General features: G+C 34.9%; 18 protein-coding genes. 10 read left to right on the top strand and 8 right to left on the bottom strand.

Features of this window, described 5'->3' with window-relative positions:
• Positions 1-4: 4 nt before the first annotated feature.
• From ACQY44_RS05650 to ACQY44_RS05625, 6 genes are all read right to left on the bottom strand, one after another.
• Positions 5-1,858 carry a type VI secretion system Vgr family protein gene (locus tag ACQY44_RS05650; RefSeq protein ID WP_428229419.1) on the bottom strand — a complete coding sequence of 618 codons (1,854 nt, stop codon included), beginning with the start codon at positions 1,856-1,858 and terminating at the stop codon, positions 5-7.
• A gap of 29 nt (positions 1,859-1,887) precedes the next feature.
• Positions 1,888-2,280, bottom strand: coding sequence for a type VI secretion system tube protein TssD (gene tssD / locus ACQY44_RS05645; RefSeq protein ID WP_428229418.1), 393 nt, complete (start codon positions 2,278-2,280; stop codon positions 1,888-1,890).
• Positions 2,281-2,294: 14 nt separating this feature from the next.
• Entirely contained in the window at positions 2,295-2,768 is a 474-nt protein-coding gene (locus ACQY44_RS05640; RefSeq protein WP_428229417.1) for a hypothetical protein, read from the bottom strand.
• A gap of 561 nt (positions 2,769-3,329) precedes the next feature.
• Positions 3,330-6,521 carry a CheR family methyltransferase gene (locus ACQY44_RS05635; protein ID WP_428229416.1) on the bottom strand — a complete coding sequence of 1,064 codons (3,192 nt, stop codon included), beginning with the start codon at positions 6,519-6,521 and terminating at the stop codon, positions 3,330-3,332.
• 4 nt (positions 6,522-6,525) lie between these two features.
• The gene (locus tag ACQY44_RS05630) at positions 6,526-6,696 is read right to left on the bottom strand and encodes a chemotaxis protein CheB (RefSeq protein ID WP_428229415.1); all 171 of its coding nucleotides are present in this window, start codon (positions 6,694-6,696) and stop codon (positions 6,526-6,528) included.
• A gap of 71 nt (positions 6,697-6,767) precedes the next feature.
• Entirely contained in the window at positions 6,768-7,217 is a 450-nt protein-coding gene (locus ACQY44_RS05625) for a response regulator (protein WP_428229414.1), read from the bottom strand.
• A gap of 752 nt (positions 7,218-7,969) precedes the next feature.
• Between ACQY44_RS05625 and ribB the strand changes: the two genes are divergently transcribed.
• A complete protein-coding gene (ribB, locus tag ACQY44_RS05620) occupies positions 7,970-8,632 on the top strand; it encodes a 3,4-dihydroxy-2-butanone-4-phosphate synthase (RefSeq protein WP_428229413.1) in 663 nt (220 codons plus the stop codon).
• Between the two features lie 3 nt (positions 8,633-8,635).
• Entirely contained in the window at positions 8,636-9,211 is a 576-nt protein-coding gene (locus ACQY44_RS05615) for a Crp/Fnr family transcriptional regulator (protein ID WP_428229412.1), read from the top strand.
• A gap of 206 nt (positions 9,212-9,417) precedes the next feature.
• Here the strand turns inward: ACQY44_RS05615 and ACQY44_RS05610 are convergent, their stop codons facing one another.
• Both ACQY44_RS05610 and ACQY44_RS05605 read right to left on the bottom strand, forming a co-directional pair.
• Positions 9,418-11,115: a ribonucleoside-diphosphate reductase subunit alpha gene (locus ACQY44_RS05610; protein ID WP_428229411.1), complete on the bottom strand. Its 1,698-nt coding sequence runs from the start codon at positions 11,113-11,115 to the stop codon at positions 9,418-9,420.
• Positions 11,116-11,132: 17 nt separating this feature from the next.
• Entirely contained in the window at positions 11,133-12,107 is a 975-nt protein-coding gene (locus tag ACQY44_RS05605; RefSeq protein ID WP_428229410.1) for a ribonucleotide-diphosphate reductase subunit beta, read from the bottom strand.
• Positions 12,108-12,652: 545 nt separating this feature from the next.
• Between ACQY44_RS05605 and ACQY44_RS05600 the strand changes: the two genes are divergently transcribed.
• The 8 genes from ACQY44_RS05600 to ACQY44_RS05565 all read left to right on the top strand — a co-directional run bounded on the left by ACQY44_RS05600 (position 12,653) and on the right by ACQY44_RS05565 (position 25,949).
• Positions 12,653-13,207 carry an N-acetyltransferase family protein gene (locus ACQY44_RS05600; RefSeq protein WP_428229409.1) on the top strand — a complete coding sequence of 185 codons (555 nt, stop codon included), beginning with the start codon at positions 12,653-12,655 and terminating at the stop codon, positions 13,205-13,207.
• Between the two features lie 417 nt (positions 13,208-13,624).
• Positions 13,625-15,187 carry a histidine kinase gene (locus ACQY44_RS05595; protein ID WP_428229408.1) on the top strand — a complete coding sequence of 521 codons (1,563 nt, stop codon included), beginning with the start codon at positions 13,625-13,627 and terminating at the stop codon, positions 15,185-15,187.
• 106 nt (positions 15,188-15,293) lie between these two features.
• Entirely contained in the window at positions 15,294-17,894 is a 2,601-nt protein-coding gene (locus ACQY44_RS05590) for a zinc-dependent metalloprotease (RefSeq protein ID WP_428229407.1), read from the top strand.
• Positions 17,895-17,919: 25 nt separating this feature from the next.
• Complete coding sequence (locus ACQY44_RS05585; RefSeq protein ID WP_428229406.1) at positions 17,920-21,264, top strand: SusC/RagA family TonB-linked outer membrane protein; 3,345 nt, start codon at positions 17,920-17,922, stop codon at positions 21,262-21,264.
• 11 nt (positions 21,265-21,275) lie between these two features.
• Positions 21,276-22,595: a RagB/SusD family nutrient uptake outer membrane protein gene (locus tag ACQY44_RS05580; protein ID WP_428229405.1), complete on the top strand. Its 1,320-nt coding sequence runs from the start codon at positions 21,276-21,278 to the stop codon at positions 22,593-22,595.
• 59 nt (positions 22,596-22,654) lie between these two features.
• Positions 22,655-23,413, top strand: coding sequence for a LytR/AlgR family response regulator transcription factor (locus ACQY44_RS05575; protein WP_428229404.1), 759 nt, complete (start codon positions 22,655-22,657; stop codon positions 23,411-23,413).
• A gap of 560 nt (positions 23,414-23,973) precedes the next feature.
• On the top strand, positions 23,974-25,653 hold the full coding sequence (gene kaiC, locus ACQY44_RS05570; RefSeq protein WP_428229403.1) for a circadian clock protein KaiC: 1,680 nt from the start codon (positions 23,974-23,976) through the stop codon (positions 25,651-25,653).
• The gene (locus ACQY44_RS05565) at positions 25,653-25,949 is read left to right on the top strand and encodes a circadian clock KaiB family protein (RefSeq protein ID WP_072953993.1); all 297 of its coding nucleotides are present in this window, start codon (positions 25,653-25,655) and stop codon (positions 25,947-25,949) included. Before kaiC ends, ACQY44_RS05565 begins: the two co-directional genes overlap by 1 nt.
• Positions 25,950-25,953 lie beyond the last annotated feature (4 nt).

The raw sequence follows: 25,953 nt of genomic DNA, 5'->3' as shown, positions 1-25,953 counted from the left end.
AACTTTAAAAAATGTTCGATTGTTCTGCGCTATTTATTTCTACTGTTTTTTGGCTACTTTCTAATAGCATATTTTCTTTGGTACTAAAAACCTTAACTTCTTCAGCATACTGGCTGGATTCATGAGAACTTCTAGTATAATTGTCTGTTATGTTTTCAGTTTTATTGTCGCCGCTTTCCATAATATTCCCATTTGCATTTATAAAAATATCATTCTCTGCTTTGTGAAAAATATCGGTACCTGCATCAACTTCAATGCTTTTTACAGCCTCTACTTCTATATTTCTTCCCGCCTTCATAACAATATCCTCTCCAGCAGTAAACGTCATGTTTTTAGGAGATTCAAATTCTATATTTCCCTTGCCATCCATAAAATATTTATTACCACTTGGGTCTTCGATTAAAACACTTCCATCTGCATCGTTACAGACAATCATGATTCCGGAGCGGGTACGAAATACCTTCAAATCGTTATTAGGTGTGCTGTAACCGCTTGTTTCTTTTCTGCTGGTTAGTGTACCGGTTACGATTGGCATTTCGGCATTGTCTCCCTGAAATTCTACATAAACCGTGTCACCAACTTCTGGTATTATATGAGAACCTCTGGCATCGCCACCGTATTTTTGCAACAAGGGTATATATGGCGTTGTTTCTCCTTTTATTTTTTGCCACGGCATTTGTACCTTAACAGCACTTAGTCCGTCAGGATCTGTATTTTCTGTTACGATCGCAGTTTGGCTTTTGCAATTGGGTATTAAATCAGGATTTGTTTCGGGCGAAAACACATAACCGTTAAAGTTTACTGCTGTAAATGTATTTTCGTAACCTCCGCCATCATCGCAGTAATGGGTAATCTGAGTAATGGTATACCTGCTTTCGAGTTGCTTATCAACTCCGCTTATTTCTACTGTATTTCCTAAAGTAATTCCCGGTACTTCGCTTGACGCATTTACTTGCATCATACGGCTCACGGCAGATCGCATTTTGTTTTTGGTATATTCCTCTAACGAACTCTGACCGTGCATGCCAACTGAATTTTGATTGAGCTGTACAACAGTTTCTTTACTAAAAACCTGATTTGATTTATTGATAAAGTTCTGATGAAAACCATCCGGTTCGTTCCTGTAGTTTATTGTATTGTCCAGAAAATGATCTCCAATCCTATTATCATTCTCAATGGTTTTGAACTGCGCAGGAATTAATTTTATAGCATAACTAAAGTCACGCATGTTGATCCCGTAAACCAATTTAGGTTCGCCTCCGGAACTTCCCGGAGACCCAAAAACAAGGGTACGACCTGTATCATAAAACCAGTGTCCGTAACGCATTGCCAAACGGTTCAAAAAATCAAAATCGCTCTCGTTGTACTGAACCGTATAGGCCAGATTGTTTTTGTAGAAAGGAACAACACTCATGTCTATTTCATAATCTGATTTTACCTTGTTTACTATATCAAGCAAAGACATATTGGTAAACGAGTTGCATTCTTTACCGCTGTCTAAAATCATAGAAGTACTTTTTCCTTTTATTCTAATGATTTCTTCTATGTCGTCTGTAGTAGATTTTATCAGCTCTACTTCGGTTATTACTCCATAAAACTGCAGGATATAATCTTTAGGATTTGTAATAACCATCAGGTCATCCAGATCCGGAATTGGTTTAATTTCTATACTTATTCTCTCGCCATAGAGTTGGTTCGAGACTGGCATCACGCTTCTAAATTCATCGACCAACAAATCTTGTCGTATCTGGAAAGTAAAACTGTGGTGATCGTGTATTTTTTGGGTAATTTTTAAATGGCTAAAGTTTTTGAATATATTTTCGCCAATTTTCAGGGTTGTATCAGTTTGTAATGCCATTTTTTTAGAAGTATGTTTAAGGTTTTGTTTTAAGAATTCTTCCAGTTATTCTCGAATAAAGTATTGCCTAATTTTATTTCGTTAGAAGTAATTAAGATCTCTGTAGTCATAGGAACTGTCCCTACATTGTTGAAATTTTTTTGAAGCGAAATACAGTATCCTTTCGAAAAACTTACATTCTTCATGGTACTCATGGCGTCTCTGCGATAAAAAATAATTTTTCCGTCTTTGACACTGGTAAACGAAACCATCCAGTCTGAAAATAAATCGGTTTGGGTTGTTTCGATCAAAAGCCTGATTTGGCCACCTTTTGTTTTATTGGATGGTTTTCCGTTATTGTCGACATTTTGGGTAAAATTGACATTAAATTCTAAAACATTAAAAACCTGATTGTCTAATTCTAATTTTGCTAAAAAACTCATATTTATTTTTTTTATTAATTGCTGGATATAAAGGCTTTTATTTTATCGTGTTTTCTGGATTTAAACTTTTGAAAAATGACAAAGTAGCTGTCGCTTTTATCATTTTTATTTTCAAAAAAAGACATTCCCTGCATGACTATTTTAATCCCGTAATGAGGATCTATGAAGTCTTCAAAATAGTTTACTGCCATTTCTACAATAGCCTCTTTGGTGGTAAATAAATATTGGATACCATCACATATCAATGTATCACCAACAACAGGATAGATTTTTTGTCCGTTTACTTTACAAGTTTCCGGAATGGTAAGCCAATAATTTGCCTTTTCGTCTCTAAAACTATATACAATATCATCTACAACCGTAAATAGTGCACCACTATCACTATCATGTACAGAGATTGATTTATTTTTTGTATAATCGTCCAAGACAATAATAAAAGGGTAATATTTTTGTCGTACCAACGCAATTATTTTTTGTACTGTTTCCATAACATTTACTTTTAATACCTTAGTAAAGAATGTTTAAGTAAAAATATCCGAATGTAATTTTGCGCTTTACCACTATATGTTTTTATAGTAATACTATAAGACAATTTTAAGTCCTCAAAAAATCTTCATTATTCAAAAATGAATTATTAGAATTGTTCTGTTTTTTAAGAATTTTGTTTCGACAGAAGGAGCTTGTAATTTTTGAGGAGTTTGTCGGGAGTGCGCATATCTATCTAACCATTTGATATTTCATAAATCGAAAATATCAATTATGGGTATAGTAGTGGTGTCTACATCTTGCTTATGGCGCACCCTCTGCGAAGTCTCCTGTCTTTGTAATGACAATTAGATTCAAAAAAAAGATTTAATAATTGAAGGTTCAATAAAAGGAATATTGAAACGGTTACGAAGTCGGGAGAATTCGCACAGCGGGGAATTAACGGAGCCCTGTTTCGTCCTGAAAAAGTTTACATATTTACACCCATTTAAAAAAAGTCACAAAAAAAGACAATACACCTCTCAGCATATCGTCTTTTCATTAATTAAATAAACAGTAAACTCTTAAACAGGCAATATAATATGAAACTCAGCACCAATATCTTCCTCGGCTTTAGAGAAGATGATGCCTTTGTGGTTTTCTACGATTTTTTTGCCAATGGCGAGGCCAATTCCGGTTCCGGTATAGACTTCGTTGTTGTGTAAACGTTGGAAGATGGTAAAAATCTTATTCTCGTATTGTTTGTTAAAACCTATGCCGTTGTCTTTTATGATGATTTCGCAATAGGTCAAAGCGGGATCTAATGTTGGATGTTTTTTAACCTGACCAGCAGTCATTTTATGCGAGTTTATTTCAACTTTAGAACTTGAACCGTCGTTTTTATAAAACTTAAGAGCATTGCTTATTAAATTATAAAAAAGCTGGTTCATTTGTAACGGAATCGCATTGATAACAGGCAATTGACCCACTTTTATTTCAAGATCACGTTCTTCTATCATTAACTCAAAATCAACCAGAATATCGGCTATAATAACGTTAAGATCTGTAACTGCAAATAATCTGTCGGGGTTGTTAAGATAGGAATAAGCCAATAAGTCTTTGATCAGCGTATTCATCCGGATAGAGGATTTGCTGATTTTTTCGACCAAAGTAAGAGCTTCAGCAGAAAAATCTTCGTTCATTTCCAGCAATCGGCTTATGAACATTAATATTTTACGCAAAGGTTCCTGCAAATCATGACTCGCAACATACGCATATTCCTGTAGCTGCACGTTGGCGTCATGCAAATTTTTGATCGAACTTTCGAGTTCCTGATTAGAAGTCAGCAAATCAGCAGTACGTTCTTCGACTTTCGTCTCAAAACCGCTGGACAGTACCTGCAATCTTTTTTCGATGATTCGGCGTTCAGTAATATCTTCAATAGCCAGCAGAATCAGTTGTTCTTTACTGGTTTCATTGGTTACTTGTCTGGCGTTTAGCAGCATGACACTTTCGCCGTAAGGCAACAAATTTACTGATATTTGATAGTCATCAAGCTGTGTTTTTTCCGGCAATACTTTTTCGAGCATGGCGCGCATGGGAATGTTATCAAAAAGATGGTTCTGAATTTCGTAAATCAGTTTTCCTGTGGCTTCTTCCTTGGTAATATTGTATTTCTTAGAGAAGGCCCTGTTGATGTTTTTTATTCTTAAATTGGTGTCTAAGACTACAATAGGTTCACGAAGCGTTGCTACAATAGCCTCGGTATAATTTTTAGAAATATTGATTTGTTGTTGTTTGTTCAGAAGCTCCTGATTGATCTGTAAAAGCTCTTCGTTACTCGATTGCAACTCTTCTTTTGAGGTTTCGAGTTCTTCGTTCAAACTTTGCAGCTCCTCGCTCCCACTCAACAATTCCTCATTGGCGCTTTGCAATTCTTCGTTTGATGCTTCTTGTTCTTCGCTAATGGCATTTACATCATCGTGTATTTTGGCGAGTTCTTTTTCGAGTTGGGAGATCCTTCTTAAATTAACATTCTCACGCAGTTCCTCTGCAGTAAAATCAGTTGAAATTACATTTTCTTTACGAATGACTGTTTTATAAAACAATACTAAAAAATAAGGTTCTGAAGTATCTTCTAAGGGTTGGATTTCAATCGTGATTTCACTAATCGTACCTTTATTTTTTACCTGAATGCCTTCTTTTTTTACCAAAGCATTTGTTTCTTTGGCTTTATGCCAGGTATTTCGAAGTTCAAAAGCCAGTCCCTCCCGGGTCATTTTGAGCAAGTTAAACGTAGGTTTTCCTGTCGAAAGTTCGATAAATTCAGCTATAGAAGCATTAATATGAACAATATCCATTTGTTCATTTACAATAACGCTGGCCGGAGTATATTTAGAAATCAATACCGCTTCGGCACTTTTTCTAAAGTCTTCCTTGACAATCTCTTTTCTCAGAATATCGGTTTTTAAGTTTTTTAATTTATCATTGCCACCCATACCGGAATGTATAAACCTGCCCGAAACCTGTTTTCGGGTATAAATTTTTCCTGCTTTTTCGAAAGGCTGAAAAAGTTCTGCTGCCGGAACGGCCGTTTCTGATTTGCCTAAAAGCAAAAATCCGTTTTCTTTTAAGGCATAATGAAAAGTCGTCAGCGATTTCTTTTGCAAAAACGAATCCATGTAAATGAAAACATTTCGACACGTAATCAGGTCCATTTTGGCAAAAGGCGGATCTGTCAGGAAATTATGTACGGCAAAAATGCATAAATCCCTAATTTGTCTTTTTATTTTATAACCGTTTGCATTGGCGGTGAAATATTTGGTGAGGATGGTTTCAGAGACATTTCGCATTTGCGATTTTCTGTAAAACCCAATTCGGGCTTTGGCAATAGCCACTTCTGAAATGTCCGAAGCAAAAATCTGGATTTCTTTTCCCTCCAGGTTTTCCCCTAAAAATTCGTGAAGCGCGATAGCCAGTGTATAGGCTTCTTCGCCCGTAGAACAGCCTGCAATCCAGATTCGGATGCAATTTTCCTCCGTAACTCTGTTGATCATTAACGGAAATACTTTTTCTCTCATGATCTGAAAGATTTTAGTGTCCCTGAAAAACTCCGTGACCGGAATCAGTAAATCGTTGAATAAATCCTGAGGTGCCAGTTTATCGCCCTGCAAGACTTTAAGATAATCCTTAAGGCTGACGATTTTGCTCAGCGCCATTCGTCTGGCAATTCGTCGGCGTATGGTGCTTTGTTTGTAATAAGTAAAATCGACTCCGCTATGATGACGCAAAATTTTAATAATTTCCTGAAATACAATTTCATCATTGGGATCATTTCCTTCGCTAACCAAACCTTTTGATTTAGAAAGTTCGATTAATTTTTGCACGATTTGAGTTGGTGACAATACATAATCAACTACACCGGCATTAATCGCATTTTGTGGCATTTCGTTATTTGCAGCATCAATATCCTGCGCAAAAGTAATACCTCCGTGCTTCTTGATGGCTTGAAGTCCAATGGTACCATCAGATCCGTTTCCTGATAATAATACGCCATAAGCCAAATTCAGATGTACTTCGGCAAGAGAATTAAAAAATACATCGATTGCCTGATTTTTGGTATCTTTTACCCGCGGACTTAACTTTAAAACGCCATCATAAGAGGTCAGCATTTTATTCTCCGGAATAACATAAATAGTATTGGGAGCCAAATGAATATCATCTGTGATTTCGTTTATCGGAATTTTAGCTACGCGCGAAAGAAGCTCTGTCAGCATACTATCATGCATCGGGATGCAAATGTTGCACAATCACATAAGCCATTTCAGAATCAGCAGGAATGGCGTCAATAAATTGTCTGAATGCCTCTAATCCTCCTGCCGAAGCACCAATACCTACAATAGGGAAATCCTGTGCTGTAGCCTTAGGCAAATTGTTTTTGTGCGTATGCATGATTTCAATTTTTAGATATTACGTAATATAAAATCAATGCATGATATTACAATGGTATATTTTTTTGAGAATTAAACTGAGATAATAAAAGATTCAATCCTGACATTCTCCAGTTTTTCTTTCCAGTCTGTTTCAATGACCTTTTTTAATAATTTTTTTAAATCACTAAAGGCTATGGGTTTTACCACATAGGCATTAGCGCCTAAGCCGAAAGTGTTTTTTACGCCGTCTTCTGTTGCCGAAGTAGAGTAAATAGCAATCACAGGAATATCTTTAAATTTTGCATCTTCGCGAATTTGTTGCAAGGTTTCGAAACCAGACAATATCGGCATATTAAGATCTAAAAAAATGATATCCGGAATTGGACTATTTGTATTAAGGCGGTCCAGAAGTTCTACACCGTTTTTACAAAATTCAATGGGATTTTCAAGTTGTAAATCTGCTAAAGCTTCAGCAAAAAACTCTCTGTCATCTTCATCATCATCCGTAAGTAAAATCCTTATGTTATTTCTAGTATTCATTGTAGGGGGTCGCTTTTATAACAAATGTACGCTTAAATAAATGGGAATAGGGAATTGAACGTAATTTACTTACTCTTTTATCCTTAAGATTATCATTATGTCTTAAAAACAGGGATTAAAATACTTATATCACTGACTATTAAAGTTTTGATTACATTATAAATACTTTTACCGCATTAAACAATAAGTAGTCTTTTAGCTATAAAAATATTTAATATTGTTAATTCCTGAAGAGTTAAAGGCCTGACAATCTTACAATCAAAATTTTTGTTATTACTGGACTTACCACCAGGCCGGCAGGGAATTTTAGTTTTGAAGTCTATTTTATTTCGGATTTCACAGCCGCCTTTGAACGAATTGGCATCAACAAAAAAAAATAGGGTCCCGAGTTTGTATAACAAATATCGGGCAGGTTTGCATAACAAATTTGCAGTAGTTATTGATGCAGAAACACTTCTTAAACTAATTTAAAAGTTTTTTTTCGCTACAAATTTCACTAATTTTCACTAATTATTTTTTAAGATTTCGCATACATATTGCTTTCCATTATTTTAATACTATTCCTTGCATTTTTTAACCTCAAAGATTGTAAAAAGAAATTTGCGAAAATTCATGGAATTGCTTCGCCTGTTCGCTGTTGCCCGGGTCGTGGCAAACTTAAAATTTGTCACTTCATTTATTGACTTACATCAAACTTTTGAATCTTAAACAACTTTAGATTTGTTGCTCATTAATTTAAAATACCAAAATAAATGATCGACACACTAACATATCCATTAGAAAAATTTGGTTTAACCAGCGTAACCCGCGTAGAGAATGCCTTAAAACATTTACAAAGCGGAAAAGGAATTTTATTAACCGATGATGAAAACCGAGAAAACGAAGGCGATTTGATTTTTTCGGCACAACATATGAGTTTTCAGAATATGGCGATGATGATTCGTGAATGCAGCGGAATTGTCTGTCTTTGCCTGACCAACGAAAAAGCAGACCAACTCGAATTGCCTTATATGGTTCAGGAAAACACCAGTAGTTTTCAGACTCCCTTTACTATCACCATCGAAGCCAAAGAAGGTGTGACCACAGGAGTTTCTGCAGCAGACCGAATGACGACTATTAAAGCCGCAACTGCCGTAAATGCAAAAGCATCTGACCTGGCAAGACCCGGACATATTTTTCCCTTACGAGCTAAAAATAACGGAGTCCTGGAGAGAAATGGCCACACAGAAGGCAGCGTCGATTTGATGCAGTTAGCCGGCTTACAACCCGAAGCCGTTTTGTGCGAGTTAATGAATGAGGATGGCAGTATGGCTAAACTTGACAAAATCATTAGCTTTGCAGCACAACACGATTTGGTCGTTTTATCTATAGAAGATATTATTTATTACCGCAAATTCGTGAGAGATTATAAATAAACGATGCTATACGAACAACTTGGTCATTATATAAAAAATCGTATTGAGGTTTCTGATCAGGACCTCAATACGATTTTGTCGTACTTTAAACCTTTAAAACAAGGTAAAAATGAGTTACTGCTTTCAGCAGGACAAACCAGTCAGCATACTTATTTTGTAGGCAAAGGTTGTTTGAGAATCTATTTTATCAATGAAGAAGGAAAAGACGTAACACGCTATATTGCTTTCGAAAATCAGATCGCTACGGCATTGGTGAGTTTCATAACGAAATTGCCTTCTTTAGAATATATTCAGGTCATCGAAAAATCAGAACTCTTATACATTAGTCACGAAGATTTTGATCATTTAATGAAAATTGTACCGGAATGGCGGGAGTTTTACTGTCGTTATCTTGAAAGGGCTTATGTTAATAATGCCAACAGGCTCATGTCATTTACTACAATGGATGCATTAGAACGATACCAGCTATTGCTAAAAATAAATCCGGCTATTGTAAAACGATTGCCCAACAAAATAGTAGCTTCCTACATTAATATTTCGCAGGAAACCTTAAGCAGGCTAAAATCCAAAGTGGGATAAGAACTGTGTGTTAGTTGCTTGCAAAGATCTCTCCCTTTGGTCGGGATGACAAGATTGTGGTGACGTTCTTTGTCGATTATAATTGCGAAGGATGGATTAAAATCTATCCCTAAAATATAATTCGTTCCTCCGGAACTCTCTTATAAAATTGCCAAATGGCAAAATTACTCCATAAAAAAGGCTGTCTAAATCCAGACAGCCTTTTTTTATGATTCGCAACTACTACAAGTTACCAAACTGGTAACTAATTCTTTAGAAACGCTTTGACTACGTTGGTAGTACAAACTCTTGATGCCCAATTGCCATGCTTCAATCAGCAAACGGTTTACTTCTTTAATGGGTAAATCTGATGGGATATTTAAGTTGATGCTTTGTCCCTGATCTACATATTTCTGACGGATAGACGCCTGTTGTACAATCTCTAACTGACTGATTTCTTTAAAGGTTTTAAAGACATCTCTCTCGTTTTGACTCAATTGGCTCATGTGTTGTACACTTCCGCCATTCAGCATAATTTCTCTCCAGACTTCTTCGTTATCCAGCCCTTTTTCTTCTAATAATGCTTTAAGGTATTTGTTCTTACGCATAAAATTACCTTTACTCAATCCGGCTTTGTAATAATTACTGCTAAAAGGTTCAATCCCTGGTGAAGTCTGTCCTAAAATAGCAGACGATGATGTCGTGGGAGCAATTGCCATTGTTGTGGTATTACGTCTTCCGTACCCTTTTAGCAATTCCGGTTCTCCATATATTCTGGCCAAATCCTGAGTTGCTTTATCGGCTTTGTCACTGATATGTTTGAATATTTCTGTGGTTTTCATTTTGGCTTCAAGACCTTCAAACGGAATCCTATTTTTTTGTAAATACGAATGCCATCCTAAGACCCCAAGACCCAATGCGCGGTGCCTTTTTGCAAAACGATTCGCTGCTGCGAGATAATAATTACCTTCTGTTTTTTCTATAAATTCCTGCAATACGGCATCCAGAAAAAAGATTGCCAGTTTTACCGCTTCTGTATCTTTCCATTCTTCATATAGTTCCAGATTCATCGATGAAAGACAGCAAATAAACGATTCATCAAAATTTGACGGCAACATGATTTCGCTGCATAAATTACTGGCATTAATGCGTAGGTTTTTGTCTTTATAAACTTGCGGTTTGTTCTTATTTACGTTATCACTAAAAAAGATATAAGGCAATCCTTTTTGCTGACGACTTTCTAATACTTTAGCCCAAATTTGTCTTTTATCAGCATCACCATCGATCATTTCCTGCATCCAGTAATCAGGTACACAAATTCCGGTAAACAAATTCTGAATTGGATTTCCTATACTTTTTATCTTCAAAAATTCTTCGATATCCGGATGATCTACGTCTAAGTAAGCCGCAAAAGCACCTCGGCGAACACCACCTTGCGAAATCGTATCCATTGTAGTATCAAAAAGTTTCATGAAACTTACTGCTCCACTACTCTTTCCGTTATCGGTTACAGCACTTCCTCTTTCGCGTAATTCTCCAAAATATCCTGACGTTCCGCCACCAATTTTGGTCTGCATGATGACTTCACCCAATTTATGTGTGATTCCTTCGATTTCATCCGGAACATGAACATTAAAACAAGAAATTGGCAAACCGCGTTCTGTTCCCATATTGGCCCAGACCGGTGAACTGATACTCATCCAGCCGCGTTCGATCATTTCTACAAAAGACTCTTTTAGCTCGGGTTTGTACAATCTTTTTGCTGCAGCGGTACAAATTCTGTCAATTGCCCCCTCTACAGTTTCACCTTTTAAAAGATAACCACGATTTAAAATTTGCTCACTTTCAGAGTTTTTCCACCACATTTTATTGTCTGCTTCACTTAACGGAAGGCTATTTCCTGAAATTGTATCTGTTGTATTCATACTTGTAATTTGCTGTTTTAGAAAAGGTCGTTTGCCGTAATACTTTTGTCGTGTTTGGTATATTCTACCGGTCTTTTTGCAAAGAAATCATCCAGGCTATTGGCAAAAACTTCTTCCTCAAACCATGCCATTGCTTTATAATCATCGGCAGGAACATTGAATACGGTATCAATACCTATTTGGGTTAAACTTTCGTCTAATCTAAATTTCATGAAGTTCACCAAATCCTCTTTTTTAATACTTTCGATTTCCCCTTCTTCAAATATCCAGTCTAATATATCTGCTTCTACCTCTATAGAATGTTTAACTGTTTCTCTGACAAGAGTTAAAGTTTCCTCATCAAAAAAATCAGGAAATTCTTCGCGTATTTTATTGATGATATAAATACCACCATTGGCATGAATTTGTTCATCGATGGAAGTCCAAGCGATAATGTTGCTTACATTTTTCATATAGCCTTTGAATCTTGTAAAGGACAAAAGAATTGCAAACTGACTAAAAAGAGATACATTTTCGATCAAAATACTAAACAAGATCAGCGAAACCACATATTTTTTATTGTCTTGCGATTTGGTATCCTTCAGCACATTCGATAAATAATCGACACGTTTGCGGATCACCGGAATCTCCAACAGTTTTTCGAATTCGTCATTATATCCTAGAACTTCCAGAAGACGCGAATATGCCTCTGAATGTCTGAATTCACATTCAGCAAAAGTGCTTCCTAAACCATTGAATTCCGGCTTTGGAAAATGCTCGTAAATATTACCCCAAAAACTTTTTACAGCCACTTCTATCTGAGCTATGGCCAGTAAACTATTTTTGATGGCTGTTTTTTCAGCAGTATTCAAATGCGAATGAAAATCCTGTGTATCAGCAGTAAAATCAACCTCTGTATGAACCCAATACGCTTTATTTATAGCTTCAGTAAATTGCAGAACCTCTGGATATTCGAAAGGTTTATAATTGATTCTTTTATCGAAAATAGACATATATATAGTATTAAATGGTGAATTATCCGGAATAAAAATGATTCGTTTATTGGGGAGATTTTAACGGCATTTTCATAGTTACAAATTTAACTCCGGGATCTTCTTTCGGCCTGGTTTTGATGTTAAAAAACCGGGCAATTATTAACAGCTTTTTGCCTCCTGAAAACAGGTCTTAGAATATATTTTATCAACACGCACAATACTTCGTAAATCCCAAATTCATAGCTATTTATACTGGATCTAAATAAGTTATCAACATGAAAAGGACCCCAAAACCACCTGACCTGCAAAAACAGTTATCAACAGTCAAACCCAAAATTTGGATTAATCTGTCTTCAAATCACTTTAAAAAAAAGGCAGCTTTCATCTCAACTATTCCTTCTCGCGCTTTAAAAACCTATTCTTTTCGGTCTTATATTTAAATTTTAGAAAAATATAATAACCTAATTTTAAAATATTTATGTTTTATTTATAACAATAAGCACCTCAAAATGTTTCATCTGTAAAAGTTCCTGTAATTTTGCAACATCTAAAAAACATTCATTATGATCATTCGTAAAGCAACTATTGACGATTCAGAATTTATAGCCCAACTTTTATTATTGGCAATGGAAGAGATTATTTATAAATTCATTGGCGAAAGAGATCCTAAAACCGCTTATTATTTTCTGCTTCATTTTGTTGAAAACGAAAACAATCAATACTCGTATCAGAATTGTTTTGTAGCGGAGGAAAATAACGAAATTGTTGGTGCTGTTTCTGTTTATGACGGAGGCAAATTGCAGGAACTGAGAAAACCAATTGTAGATTATGTGAGGCTTAATTTCAATCCAGATTTTAGTCCGGAAAATGAAACGCAAAGTGGTGAATATTATATTGATTCTCTAGGTATAAATCCGAATCATCAGGGAAAAGGAATTGGCTCTAAAATGCTTCAATTTTTGATCGAGGAATATGTAACCCAAAACCATCATACTTTAGGTTTATTAGTTGAAGAAGAAAACCCTGGTGCGAAGAAATTATACCTGAAATTAGGATTTCAACCTGTTGGGACAAAAACGCTGGTAGGAAAAACTTTGGAACATCTGCAGATTTCATAATTTTTGTTTCAGGTTTCAGGTTTCAGGTTTCAGGTTTCAGGTTTCAGGTTTGAAATGAGCTTAAGGATTACGCAGATTTTACCGCAAAGAGCGCAAAGGTATACGCAAAGTTCGCAAAGTTTAAATACAAAACTTTGCGTTTTTATAAAACCTTGCCTGATAAGAAAACTTTGCGGACTTTGTGGTTAAATTATAAAGTACTTCTATCCCTATTTCAAACCTGAAACCTGGAACATGAAAGAATTTCATCCCCTTTTCTCTCTTAACAAGATTTTTACTAAACGACTACCCGAAATATGTGTTAAGATTTCATAACTAAAAGTGTATCAGACAAAAAGTTTTATATTTGCACACGAAAAAAAAATTATTTCCCTATTACAAAGGACTTAAATACTCCTTATTCTTTTTATTACACTTTTGAAATTTACATTAAAAAATACTTTTTCCGGCAGGAACTTCTTCATTTTAGGAATCGTTTTTATTATCCTTACCTTACTTTATATTTACATATTAAGTGGTTTAATAACTCAAATTTCCGAAAAATCCAATACGGCAACTGAAATTCGTAATGTTCTGATCAAACAGGAAATTACTGCACAGGAATTATCACGATTTCTCGAAACTCAAAATGATCTTAAGCGTATTGTTGATATTAGCAATTCTAAGAATTTATCTGATAACCTAAAAGTACTCAGTACGATTCATTCTAATGACAGCATTATTAGAAACAACTGGTTTAAGATCAACAATCAGAAAATAGAATTTACATGTGCCAAAAACAATAAGAATCTAAAAGCTTCGATAGAAGATTTAGTTTTAAAGCAAGGAAACCTCGATGAGTTTAATAGTATTATTGAAGATCATGAAAACTTTTTCTGGCGTATTTACTATAAATACGTTGCATCCAATGGCACTGTAATTCGCTACGGTTATGATATTGATTTAAAAGCATTGCAATACTACTTTTCGAATATTGACCAAAAAGCCATTAATTACGCTTTTGTATTCGACAATAAAGGAACGATCATCTATCACCCCGAAATAAAATTACTGCAAAAGAATATTTTTGAAGTTACTAATATATCGGCTGCTGACACCACATTTAAAGTTAAAGAAAGTTATACCAAAAAAGTAGCTCTTTCAGAATATTTAGGTCTCGACATTGTACGATACACGCAACGATTGAACATGAAAGGTACAAATTGGTATTTATGCGTAAATTTTCCAAAAAATGTTTCAAATGAAGATGTAGATGCCGTAAAAAAATACGCTTCATTAATTTATATTATTACAACGGCAATTCTGATTATCTCTTTTTATTTGTTTACCATTTTTACCCGCCGCAATTTTCATGAAAAAGAGATTTTATCAAAAGAAAAAAACAAGCTTCTTTTAGAGAATGAAAAAATCAATAAGGAAAAAGCAATCATACAATTACATCAATTAAAAGAGCAAATTAATCCCCATTTCTTATTCAATTCATTGAATTCTCTTTATATGCTAATTGAAAGCAATACGGGAGTGGCGCGAAAGTTTACCTTAAATCTTTCTAAAATTTACCGATACCTGATTAATCCTCCTGTCAATAATATTGTTACGGTACAAGAAGAATTGCTTTTTATAGAAAAATATATTTTTCTGCAGCAAACCCGCTTTAAAGAAGAATTTGTCTTTACTATTAACATTGAAGATGAAACTTTTTTAGCTAAAAAAGTTCCTTATTTATCTTTTCAGATTGCTGTAGAAAATGCCATAAAACATAATATTGCCTCTGACGAAACACCACTAAAAATTACAATTGACGTTAACGAAAACGTTGTAATTATTACCAATAATCTAAACGAAAAGCAAAACTTCGAGAAAGAATCCAAGTTTGGTCACAAATACTTACAAAGTATTTATAAATACTACTCTAAAGACGGTTTTAAAGCTTTCAAAAAAGACGGCGATTTTACTTGCATTTTACCATTAATCGGATAAAAAAAAAACATTCACTCCCAAAAAAAAGCCACTCACTCCATTTTGCTTTTTTTAACGTAATCCATGCAATATTTTTAGCCAAAAATTAACCTAAACTTAACTTTCGATGAGAGAAAAGGCATTGTTGAGAAATCTAAAAAGTATCGCTTTAATACTATTGGTATTAAGTACAAGTACTATGGTTGCTCAAAAAAAGAATAAAAAGAATAAAGAAGACAAAACAGAACAAGTTAAAGATTCATTAAAAAATTCAAAAGAAAAAAAATACGCAGATCTTATTAAAAAGGGGACTTTCAAAAAAGGACTATTCAATACCATTCAGGTAAAAACAGATCTTTATCTGGAAATTAATGATTCACTATTTCAAAGAGAATTTTTGGTTGTTAATAAAATCTCGAATGTTCCGTTGCCGGTTAATGATGCAGGATTAAATAAAGGGATGAATTATGAGAATAAAATCATCACTTTTCATAAAGATTTGGTTGCCAAAAAAGTTTGGGTAAAATCATCTGAACCAAAAGTTTCATCGCCAGTTGGAGATGCTATTACTGAATCTGTAAACAATAACTTCTCTGAATCGATTATAGAAGTTTTTGATATTGAAACGAAAAACAGCGATTCGACATCAGTTGTAATTAAGGTAAATAAAGTTTTTGACGGTAAGCAAAAAAGCTTCAATGATGTTTTGAGTAATATTGGTTTTGGAGGATCTGTAAAATCTGAACTTTCGTATATAGAAAATGTGAAAACGTTTCCTAAAAATATTGTCGTTAAATCACAACTTACTACCTCTGTAGTTGAAGGTGGTCCTGCTCTATCGGTTACGATTGGAGTTACTTCTAATATTATTTTATTGGATAAAGTACCAATGCAACCTCGTTTTGCCGATAAACGTATTGGATATTTTTCTGAAAAACACTGGTATTTTAACGATAGCCAACATGCTGTATTAGAGAAAGAATTAATTACCCGTTGGAAATTAGAGCCTAAAAAAGAAGATATCGAAAAATACAAAAGAGGAGAATTGGTAGAACCTAAAAAACCTATTGTGTATTATATCGATCCATCGACTCCTAAACAATGGCGTTCTTATATTATTGAAGGAGTTCGCGATTGGCAGGTTGCTTTTGAGAGAGCTGGTTTTAAAAATGCTGTTATCGCAAAAGAACCTACTGCAGAAGATACTGATTTTGATATTGATGATGTTCGCTACTCGGTTATTACTTATGTAGCGTCTCAAAAATCGAATGCTATGGGACCTGCGGTTGTAGACCCAAGAAGTGGTGAAATTATCGAATCTGATATTATCTGGTGGCACAATGTAATGACTTCATTACACAGCTGGATGCGTATTCAGACTGGTGCGATTGACCCAAAAGCAAGAGGAAACAAATTTAGCGATGAACATATGGGAGAAGCGATTCGATTTGTATCGTCTCATGAAGTTGGACACACGTTTGGTCTAAAACACAATATGGGCGCTTCTTTTGCTTATCCGGTAGAATCGCTTAGATCTCCGGCTTTTACAGCAAAAATGGGCGGAACTGCTCCTTCTATCATGGATTATGCACGTTATAATTATATTGCGCAACCAGAAGATCATGTAGAAGCTATTACCCCAAAAATTGGTGAATATGATAAATATGCTATCGAATGGGGATACAGATGGTATGCTGACCAAACGGATGAGCATAATGCCCTAAATGCATTGATTGCAAAACATAAAGACGATCCTATTTATTTCTACGGAGAACAACAAGATGGTGATGCTACTATAGATCCTCGCTCCCAATCTGAAGATTTGGGTGATGATGCAATGAAAGCCAGCGAATACGGACTTAAAAATCTAAAAAAAGTAGTAAACAAAATCCTCGAATGGACATACGATAAAGACGAATCTTACTACGAAACGGGCAAGCTTTATATAGGTGCAATCGGTCAATGGAATTTGTACAACTACCATGTATTAGCCAATGTTGGGGGTATTTATTTGAACACAACGGTTCACGGTGATAACAAAGCAAGTTATGTGGCAGTTCCTGCAGCTATTCAAAAAAGAGCAGTTTCGTATTTACTAAACAATAGTATCAAACTTCCGGAATGGTTGTTTTTTAATCCGATTTTGGATAAAACAAATCCATTAAAAGATTCCCCTCTTGGGCCTTACGAATACACGCCTTACACACTTGCGAGAGAATTGCAATATGGAATTTTATACAACTTGTTAAGCGACGATCGTTTGTTGAGAATTACAGAAAATGAATTGTTTCAGCGTAATGAAGCAAAAGAAAATGTGTTTACGGTAACTCAATTATTCAAAACAATTCACCAAAGCATCTTTGCTCCTACGATCCAGAACAAATCGCTTACGATTATGGAACGTCTGACTCAGAAAAATTATGTTGATGTGCTAATTGTTTCGACTAATAAACTTTTTGAAAAAACAGATGCCAAGAAAATTATACAATTAGAAGAGACTTTAAGTATGCCTCATTTATGTGATTATCTGGAGGAGTCAAAAATGGCCCGTAACATCAATCAGTCTTCTCTAAAAAGAGTTTCTGAAGTTACATCTGATAAAAAAGGCGAATTGAATCAGATTTTGCAACTATTAAAAACGAAAAGAAACACAGGAAATCAGGAAACCAAAAACCATTATTTTGACTTGATTCAACGTATCGAAAAGGCTTTAAACAACACACTATAATTAACACAAATCCAAAAACAACCCAATGAAGAATTTATTTTACATGCTGAGTTTCCTTCTTGCCCTATCCGGGTATGCGCAGGAAAGGACTATTAGAGGAAAGGTACTTGATGCTAAAGACGGACTGCCAATACCGGGAGTTACTGTTTCTGTAGAGAACAGTTCCGTATCGAATAACACAGAACAAAAAGGGGTGATCCTAAGTGCAAGCCTTGGTACCGTAACCGATTTTGATGGTGCTTTCGAATTTAAAATTAACAGTAATATCAAAACTTTAAGAGTATCCTATATGGGATATTTGCCTTATACAATTGAAATTACAGACAAAAACCAATATACTATTTCTTTAAAATCTGATGTTAGTGAACTAAAAGAAATTGTAGTAACGGGTTACCAAAAAATAGAAAAAAGAAAACTGACATCAGCTGTTGCAAAAGTGGATATGGCAGATATCAAACAAGCGGGTGTTGCGAGTTTAGATCAAATGTTAATTGGTCAGGTTGCGGGTGTTGCCGTAACACAACAAACGGGAGCTCCGGGAACAATCTCAAAAATCAGAATTCGTGGTACTGCATCTCTAAACGGCGCTCAGGATCCGTTATGGGTTTTAGATGGTTTACCTCTTGAAGGAAATGATGTTCCTCAAAATTATGACAAAGACAATATCGATGTTTTAAGCAATTTTTCGATCGCAGGTTTAAACCCTGAAGATATTAAAGATATTACCATACTAAAAGATGCTGCTGCAACTGCCATTTACGGGGCAAGAGCTGCAAACGGTGTTATTGTGGTAACAACTAAAAAAGGAAAAAAAGGAAGCATGAAAGTAGATTTGAATGTCAATACTTTCGTGACTCAAAAACCTGATTTTTCTAAATTAAACCTTATGAATGCTTCTCAAAAAGTAGATTTTGAACTTTCGCTGGCTTCAAGAGAAGATTTGACTTACAGAGACGGTAATGGAGAAATTTCCCGTATTCTTAATCAGGCTAATGAATTAGGAGCCTATAGATCGGGAGGTTTTTCGTCTCTAAGTCCAACAACGCAAAACTCAATAAACGCTTTAAGAAACAACAATACCAATTGGGGTGATTTATTGTACAGAAGTGCCATCAACAAACAATATACATTAAGTTTATCTGGTGGTGGAGAAAAATCTGATTATTATTTCTCTTTAGGAGCTTACAACGAAGAAGGTGCTACTATCGGAACTGGTTTTGACAGATACAATCTTACCTTAAAAAACAACTTTGATGTAACTGATAAATTACGTGTTGGTGTTGGAATTTTTGGTACACAAAGCAAAAAATCATCTTATATTTCAGATACAGACACTTTTACAAATCCTGCTAATTACTCCAGAAACGCAAATCCATATCTAACTCCAATAAACGCTGATGGAAGTTATAATTATGATAAAGACATGACCGGGTATGGAAATGGAAGTGTATACATTCCTTTTAATTACTTAGAAGAAAGAGAAAATACCAATTACGAATTAACTACAAGATCTATAAAAGCATTACTTGACGTTGATTATAATATTACAAAAGGATTAAAAGCAAGTACACAAATTGGTTTACAGTTTGACAACAATGCTTCTGAAAAATATGCTGGTAAAGACACTTACTTTACAAGAAAAGAAAGAGAAAAAACAAGTGTATTTGCAAATGGAGCTTATAATTATTTCCTTCCTGTTGGCGGAATTATTCAAAATTCAAACACTGACTTTTTTCAATATAACTGGAAAACGATGTTAAACTATAGTACTACTCTTGGAGGAAAACATGAGTTAGAATTTATGGTGGGTAATGAATTAAGAAAGAACAAAAGCACAGCTATTAATACAAAAGGTTTTGGTTTCGACCCGAAAACATTGACTACAACTCAAATTATTTTTCCAACTCAAAGTTATGCAGCTAATCCAAACTATAGAACGTATTTAAAGAATGAAAACGAAAATGCATTTGCATCATTCTTCGCAACAGCATCTTATACTTATGACAGAAAATATACTTTCTTTGGAAGTGTTCGTTACGACGGATCTGATTTATTTGGTGTAGATCCTAAATACAAATACTTACCATTATGGGCAGTTTCCGGTTCATGGGCAGTATCTGAAGAAAATTTCTTAAAAGGCAGCGAAATAGTTTCTAATTTAAGATTACGTGCATCTTACGGTTTACAAGGAAATATCGATAAAAACACTTCTCCGTATGTAGTTGGAAGTACCCAAACAACAGTTATTTTACCGGGACAAACAGAACCTGTTATTACTGTAACTTCTCCTCCTAATGATAAATTAAGATGGGAAAAGACGGAGAATACCAACTTCGGGATGGATCTTGGTTTATTCAACAATCGTATCAACATTGTAACTGATGTTTACGGAAGAAAAAGTACTGATTTGATTGGTTTACAATCACTTCCTGTCGAAAACGGTTTTGAGTTTACAAACGCCAACTGGGCTCAGGTAACGAATAAAGGATACGAGATTTCTTTATCTACACGAAACATTGATCGCCCTAACTTTAAATGGAACACGACTATTAATTTTGCTCATAATAAGAGTACTGTTGATCGTATCCAGACAAGATCTAACACCTATTTACCTTCAAGACAAGGATTACCTGTTAATGCCGTATTTGCATTAAAAACTAACGGAATTGATGAAAGTGGTTTTCCTTTATTTGTAAATAAAAAAGGGGAAACTGTAAACACGCAAACTCTTTTTGGTCTTTTTGATCCTTATGCAGATTTTTTCCCGGGAGTTTTCTCGCAATCAAAACTTACAGATGAACAAACAAGAGATTTGTTTAGTTATGTTGGAGATGCAGATCCTAAATTTACCGGTGGTTTTATCAACACTTTTAAAGTTCATAATTTTGATCTTACTATTGCTACCACTTTCAATCTTAAACAAACTGTTGTTGAAAGACCAAGTTTTAATGGTGCACAATTAGATCGTGGTCAAAACTACACTACAGATGTACTTAATGCGTGGTCACCTACTAATACAGGTTCGCACATACCTGGAATTACTAGTGAAACTTCAGGAACAGGAGATTCATGGATGGCTTACCAATGGTTTTCTCCAACAGGAGCACCACTTAATGTTTACAACTATTTAGATACCTGGGTTCACGAAATGAGTTATATGCGTTTAAGCAGTGTTCGTTTAGGATATTCATTGCCTAAAACAGCGACAAAAACATTGTATATGGATAGCGTTAGATTTAGTATCGAAGGAAGAAACCTATTTGTAATCAGCTCTGATTATAAAGGGTACTTTGACCCTGAAACGTACGGAAATATCTATGCACAACCCATCCCAAGATCAATATCTTTAGGATGTAACCTAACTTTTTAATCTGATTTAAAATGAAAAATATATTAAAATACGTATTCTTTGCCGGTGTAGCCATTACTACTGTAAGCTGTGATCATTATCTTGATGTTGAGCCAGTAGGTAAAGTAATTCCGGAAACTTTAACTGATTACAGAGCAGTAATGACAAGCGGCTATTCTACAACTGCTATTCATAAAGCATTATCTGCTATTAGAACAGACGAATTGGTTTTAGATGAATTTAACGATAATGCTACTTTCTACAGAGATCATTATATCTGGAACGATGCCAATCCTGATAAAACGACAAACAGTTTTCCTTATGCTGCTTTGTACAACAGAATTTTCTATTCGAATGTTATCATCAATGAAGCAAGCGTAAAATTAGCGCCTTCTGCAGAGAAAGATCAACTAATAGGAGAAGCTTATGCACTAAGAGCGTTAACTTATTTTGATTTATTGAATATCTTCAGTAAACCTTTCAATGCTGCAACAGCTGCAACAGACAGAGGTGTTCCGTTGGCTTTAAAAATAGATTTAGAGCAGGCTTACGTTCCTCAAAGTGTTGCTGTTATTTACGACCAGATTTTATCTGATAATGAAGAAGCTCAAAAATTATTGAATTTAGACACTCAGACAGCGGGTATAAACTACCGTTTTTCTAAAGCTGCTTTATATGCAATGGAATCCCGTATTTTCTTATACAGAAAAGAATGGGCAAAAGCTATTGCCGCTGCAGATAAAGCAATGACATACAAAAGTGCATTAATCAACTTAAACACGACAGCTGCTTTACCTAATCTTTATAACGGACCAGAATCTATATTAGCACTTGAAGATCCTTTTATTAATCTTTTAAAAGGAGCATCGTATGCTGCGCCAACTTTAACAGGCGTTTATGATAAAACAAACGATCTGCGTTTTGCTTTGTATTATCAGGCAAGTGGAAGCAGATACAGATTTAGAAAAGGTGGTGATATCGCTCAAAAATGTACGTTTAGAACAGCTGAATTGTATTTGACGAAAGCAGAAGCATCAGCACAATTAAGCGATCTTCCTACGGCAAGAACAACCGTAATCACTTTCATCAAAAACAGGTATACTGCTACCGCTTTTAACACGTTAAGTACTTCGATTGCTGAAATGACACAAACTCAGCTTCTTGATTTTATCGCTCAGGAAAGACAACGTGAGTTTGCTGTAGAAGGTCACCGTTGGTTTGATTTGCGACGAACAACCCAACAACAAATCAAGCATACTTTTAATGATCAAGATTATACATTGATACAAAATGATCCGCGTTATACGCTTCCATTTCCTCTCGATGCCCGATTAAACAATCCTGAATTGTAATAAAATTAGCTCCGTTTTAAACGGAGCTTTTTTTTTAACTTTACAGAAAATTAAACGATATGAAAATAGTTATTATTGAAGACGAACATTTGGCTTCAAGCTATCTAAAATCAATTCTGGACCAACAAAGTATAATTGCTATAAGTGAAATTACGGTGGTGAAGTCTGTAAAAGACGCCGTTACTTTTTTTAAAAGCAATGCCGTTGATCTTGCTTTTATGGACATTCATCTTGGAGATGGCAAAAGCCTTGATATTTTTGAACAGGCTCCCGTTTCATGCCCCGTTATTTTTGTTACCGCTTACGATTCCTATGCTGTAAAAGTCTTCAAACACTTTACCATAGATTATCTTCTAAAACCCTATGAAGAAGAAGAATTGCATGAAGCTTTACTCAAATACAAAAACATCAAAGACACTTTTAATACCAACCTGATTGTTGAATCACTGGTCGAAATCGAAAATCAAAGCAACATTCAGCACCATTTTTTGGTCAGTCACAGAGATAAACTCCTTTCGATAAATGATATTGCAATCACCTACTTTTATGCTACAGGAAAACACCTCTTCCTTTACACCAATTCAGGAAGCAGTTATTTGTACAACAGCAATCTAAAAGATCTTATCAATAAACTAAATCCTGTTCTTTTCTTTAAAGTAAACAGAAAATACATCATCAACCGTCATCACATTCAGGAAATCATCAAACATTCCAGCCAGAAAATTGAGATTTTGTTCAATGTTGATGTTCCTGATACAGAGCCTATTATTTTAAGTAAAAAGGAAATTAATAACTTCAAGAATTGGCTCGATTCTTAATACTTTACGCTTAATTTTATCTCAACATACAGAAACATAGATTTTATAGTTGAAAGAAAATAAGAAACTTATTGCTTTCACATAGCTATGTGCTTTAAATAAATGAATATCTATTGTAAATTTGTGAAATCCATGTCTCTATGGGTTTATTTTTTTTCGCGCAGTTTTAGCAGATTCAGCAGGTATTTAAAAAATCCTTTTAATCTTTTAATCTATGACTATTATTCTCTCGCATAACATCGCGATCTATGCGGTAATATTAGTTTTGTGAGATCCTTAATTCGAATCGAAAATTTGACCCGCTCAAACCATCTTTAGTAAAAAAACAGTCCTGAAAAATGTTGAGTCATTTGATTGCACTGATTTATTTTCAGAAAAAATAAAATCAGATTTACAATCTTGAATTTCATCCTTTTCTATTACTTTTTTGACGTTTAAGGTGTAATATCTTCCAAAAAAAGTATTTTCAAAATCTTTGAACAGCTGTTAAATCTTTAATAAATAGTATTTGTTAATATTCTGGGAAAACGTATATTTGAGTAAATAGAATACTTAATATCGTGCAAGAACAATCAAAGTCAAATAGTTTTATATTTCCCAAAACTCCTACAGGAGTAGACGGCCTGGATGAGATTACTGATGGTGGATTTCCGAAAGGACGCCCTACTTTAATCTGCGGTGGTGCCGGCTGCGGAAAAACATTGTTATCCATGCAATTCCTAATAAAAGGGATTACAGAGTATAACGAACCCGGAGTTTTCATGTCTTTTGAAGAACCTTCGGATGATCTTACCCTAAATGTTAAATCTCTTGGTTTTGACCTTCAAAAACTGAAAGCAGATAAAAAACTCGTCGTTGATTATGTCAGGGTCGAAAGATCTGAAATCGAAGAAGCAGGCGAATATGATCTTGATGGTTTATTCATCAGATTAGGTCATGCAATTGATTCTATAAAAGCAACTCGTGTAGTGCTGGATACTATTGAATCTTTATTTTCAGGTCTGGATAATCAGGCTATACTACGAGCCGAATTACGAAGATTATTTCACTGGCTTAAAACCAAAGGAGTAACAGCAATTATTACAGGCGAACGTGGCGAAGCCACCCTAACCCGTCAGGGATTAGAAGAATATATATCAGATTGTGTGATTGTTTTAGATCATCGTGTTATCGAACAGGTTTCGACCAGAAGACTTCGAATTGTAAAATACAGAGGATCGACACACGGTACAAACGAATATCCGTTTCTTATCGATGAAGAGGGAATTTCAGTATTGCCCATTACATCGTTAAAACTGGATAATGAAGTTTCTTCTGATGTAATTCCTACTGGAGTTCCCGGATTAAACGATATGTTTCAGGGTGGCGGATTTTATCGCGGCAGCAATATATTGGTATCGGGAACTGCCGGAACTGCCAAAACCACTATTGCATGTTACTTTGCCAATCAGCAATGCGAAAAAAACGAGAAAACAATCTATTTTGCATTTGAAGAATCGCCACAGCAATTGGTACGAAATATGAAATCGATAGGGGTCGATCTTCAAAAACACATTACAAATGGTACTTTGCAAATTCATTCTTCCCGCCCTTCTCTGAATGGTCTTGAATTGCATTTGCTAACACTTAGAAAATTAATAAAGGAGTTCAAGCCTACCACTATTATTATTGATCCTATCAGTAATTTAATTACTGTAGGGAGCCAGCATGAAGTACGTTCGATGTTGGTAAGGCTTATTGACATGTTGAAATTCAACAATATTACAGCACTTTTTACATCCTTAAACAAACAATCTGACAACATCAGACCTGATCTTGCCGAAGAATCTGTATCCTCGTTGGTGGATACCTGGATAACAGTACGTGACATGGAAGGAATTGGCGAAAGAAACCGTGGAATTTTTATTGTAAAATCAAGAGGAATGGGACATTCTAACCAGGTGAGGGAATTTATTATTTCAGACAACGGCATAGAATTGCTGGATGTCGAATTAGGTCCGCAAGGAATATTGACCGGTGCTGCAAGAACATCCCATCAATTTAAGAAAACAATATCAGATATCAAACTTCAGAACGAAATTAGCCGAAAAGACAGAGAAATTGAGCGTAAACGTAAAGTTCTTGAAGCCAATATAGAAGCGCTCAAAAATGAATTTGAATCTGCAGAAGAAGAATTAAGCATCTTAAAAGCGACAGAGGAATTGCAGGAAAAACTGGCTTCTAAAAAAAACAAACAATAATGAAAAAAGAAGTTGTAGCCGAATGGCAATTAAGATTATATATTGCCGGCCAAACACCAAAATCAATTACGGCACTTGAAAACATAAAAAAATATGCAGAGGAACATCTGAAAGGAATTTACAGTATTGAAATTGTAGATTTACTTAAGAACCCGCAATTGGCAGAAGGTGATCAGATTTTTGCTGTACCTACATTGGTAAGAAAATTTCCTGAACCCATTCGCAAGATCATTGGCGATCTTTCGAATGAGGAAAGAGTACTTGTTGGGCTTAATATAAAACCCTTAAACTCTTAAAAAA

It is taken from the genome of Flavobacterium sp., assembly GCF_965277525.1.
Taxonomy (GTDB): domain Bacteria; phylum Bacteroidota; class Bacteroidia; order Flavobacteriales; family Flavobacteriaceae; genus Flavobacterium.
Note: the sequence above shows the minus strand (reverse complement) of the source record. Positions and strands in the feature narration are given on the sequence as shown.

What these genes read in the sequence shown, in the direction of transcription:
- ACQY44_RS05575 (WP_428229404.1), top strand. Translation starts at nt 22,655, where the DNA reads ATGAAAATAGTTATTATTGAAGACGAACATTTGGCTTCAAGCTATCTA.
- ACQY44_RS05615 (WP_428229412.1), top strand. Translation starts at nt 8,636, where the DNA reads ATGCTATACGAACAACTTGGTCATTATATAAAAAATCGTATTGAGGTT.
- ACQY44_RS05565 (WP_072953993.1), top strand. Translation starts at nt 25,653, where the DNA reads ATGAAAAAAGAAGTTGTAGCCGAATGGCAATTAAGATTATATATTGCC.
- ACQY44_RS05590 (WP_428229407.1), top strand. Translation starts at nt 15,294, where the DNA reads ATGAGAGAAAAGGCATTGTTGAGAAATCTAAAAAGTATCGCTTTAATA.
- ribB (WP_428229413.1), top strand. Translation starts at nt 7,970, where the DNA reads ATGATCGACACACTAACATATCCATTAGAAAAATTTGGTTTAACCAGC.
- ACQY44_RS05605 (WP_428229410.1), bottom strand. Translation starts at nt 12,107, where the DNA reads ATGTCTATTTTCGATAAAAGAATCAATTATAAACCTTTCGAATATCCA.
- tssD (WP_428229418.1), bottom strand. Translation starts at nt 2,280, where the DNA reads ATGAGTTTTTTAGCAAAATTAGAATTAGACAATCAGGTTTTTAATGTT.
- ACQY44_RS05635 (WP_428229416.1), bottom strand. Translation starts at nt 6,521, where the DNA reads ATGCTGACAGAGCTTCTTTCGCGCGTAGCTAAAATTCCGATAAACGAA.
- ACQY44_RS05650 (WP_428229419.1), bottom strand. Translation starts at nt 1,858, where the DNA reads ATGGCATTACAAACTGATACAACCCTGAAAATTGGCGAAAATATATTC.
- ACQY44_RS05610 (WP_428229411.1), bottom strand. Translation starts at nt 11,115, where the DNA reads ATGAATACAACAGATACAATTTCAGGAAATAGCCTTCCGTTAAGTGAA.
- ACQY44_RS05625 (WP_428229414.1), bottom strand. Translation starts at nt 7,217, where the DNA reads ATGAATACTAGAAATAACATAAGGATTTTACTTACGGATGATGATGAA.
- ACQY44_RS05580 (WP_428229405.1), top strand. Translation starts at nt 21,276, where the DNA reads ATGAAAAATATATTAAAATACGTATTCTTTGCCGGTGTAGCCATTACT.
- ACQY44_RS05630 (WP_428229415.1), bottom strand. Translation starts at nt 6,696, where the DNA reads ATGCATACGCACAAAAACAATTTGCCTAAGGCTACAGCACAGGATTTC.
- ACQY44_RS05585 (WP_428229406.1), top strand. Translation starts at nt 17,920, where the DNA reads ATGAAGAATTTATTTTACATGCTGAGTTTCCTTCTTGCCCTATCCGGG.
- ACQY44_RS05600 (WP_428229409.1), top strand. Translation starts at nt 12,653, where the DNA reads ATGATCATTCGTAAAGCAACTATTGACGATTCAGAATTTATAGCCCAA.
- ACQY44_RS05640 (WP_428229417.1), bottom strand. Translation starts at nt 2,768, where the DNA reads ATGGAAACAGTACAAAAAATAATTGCGTTGGTACGACAAAAATATTAC.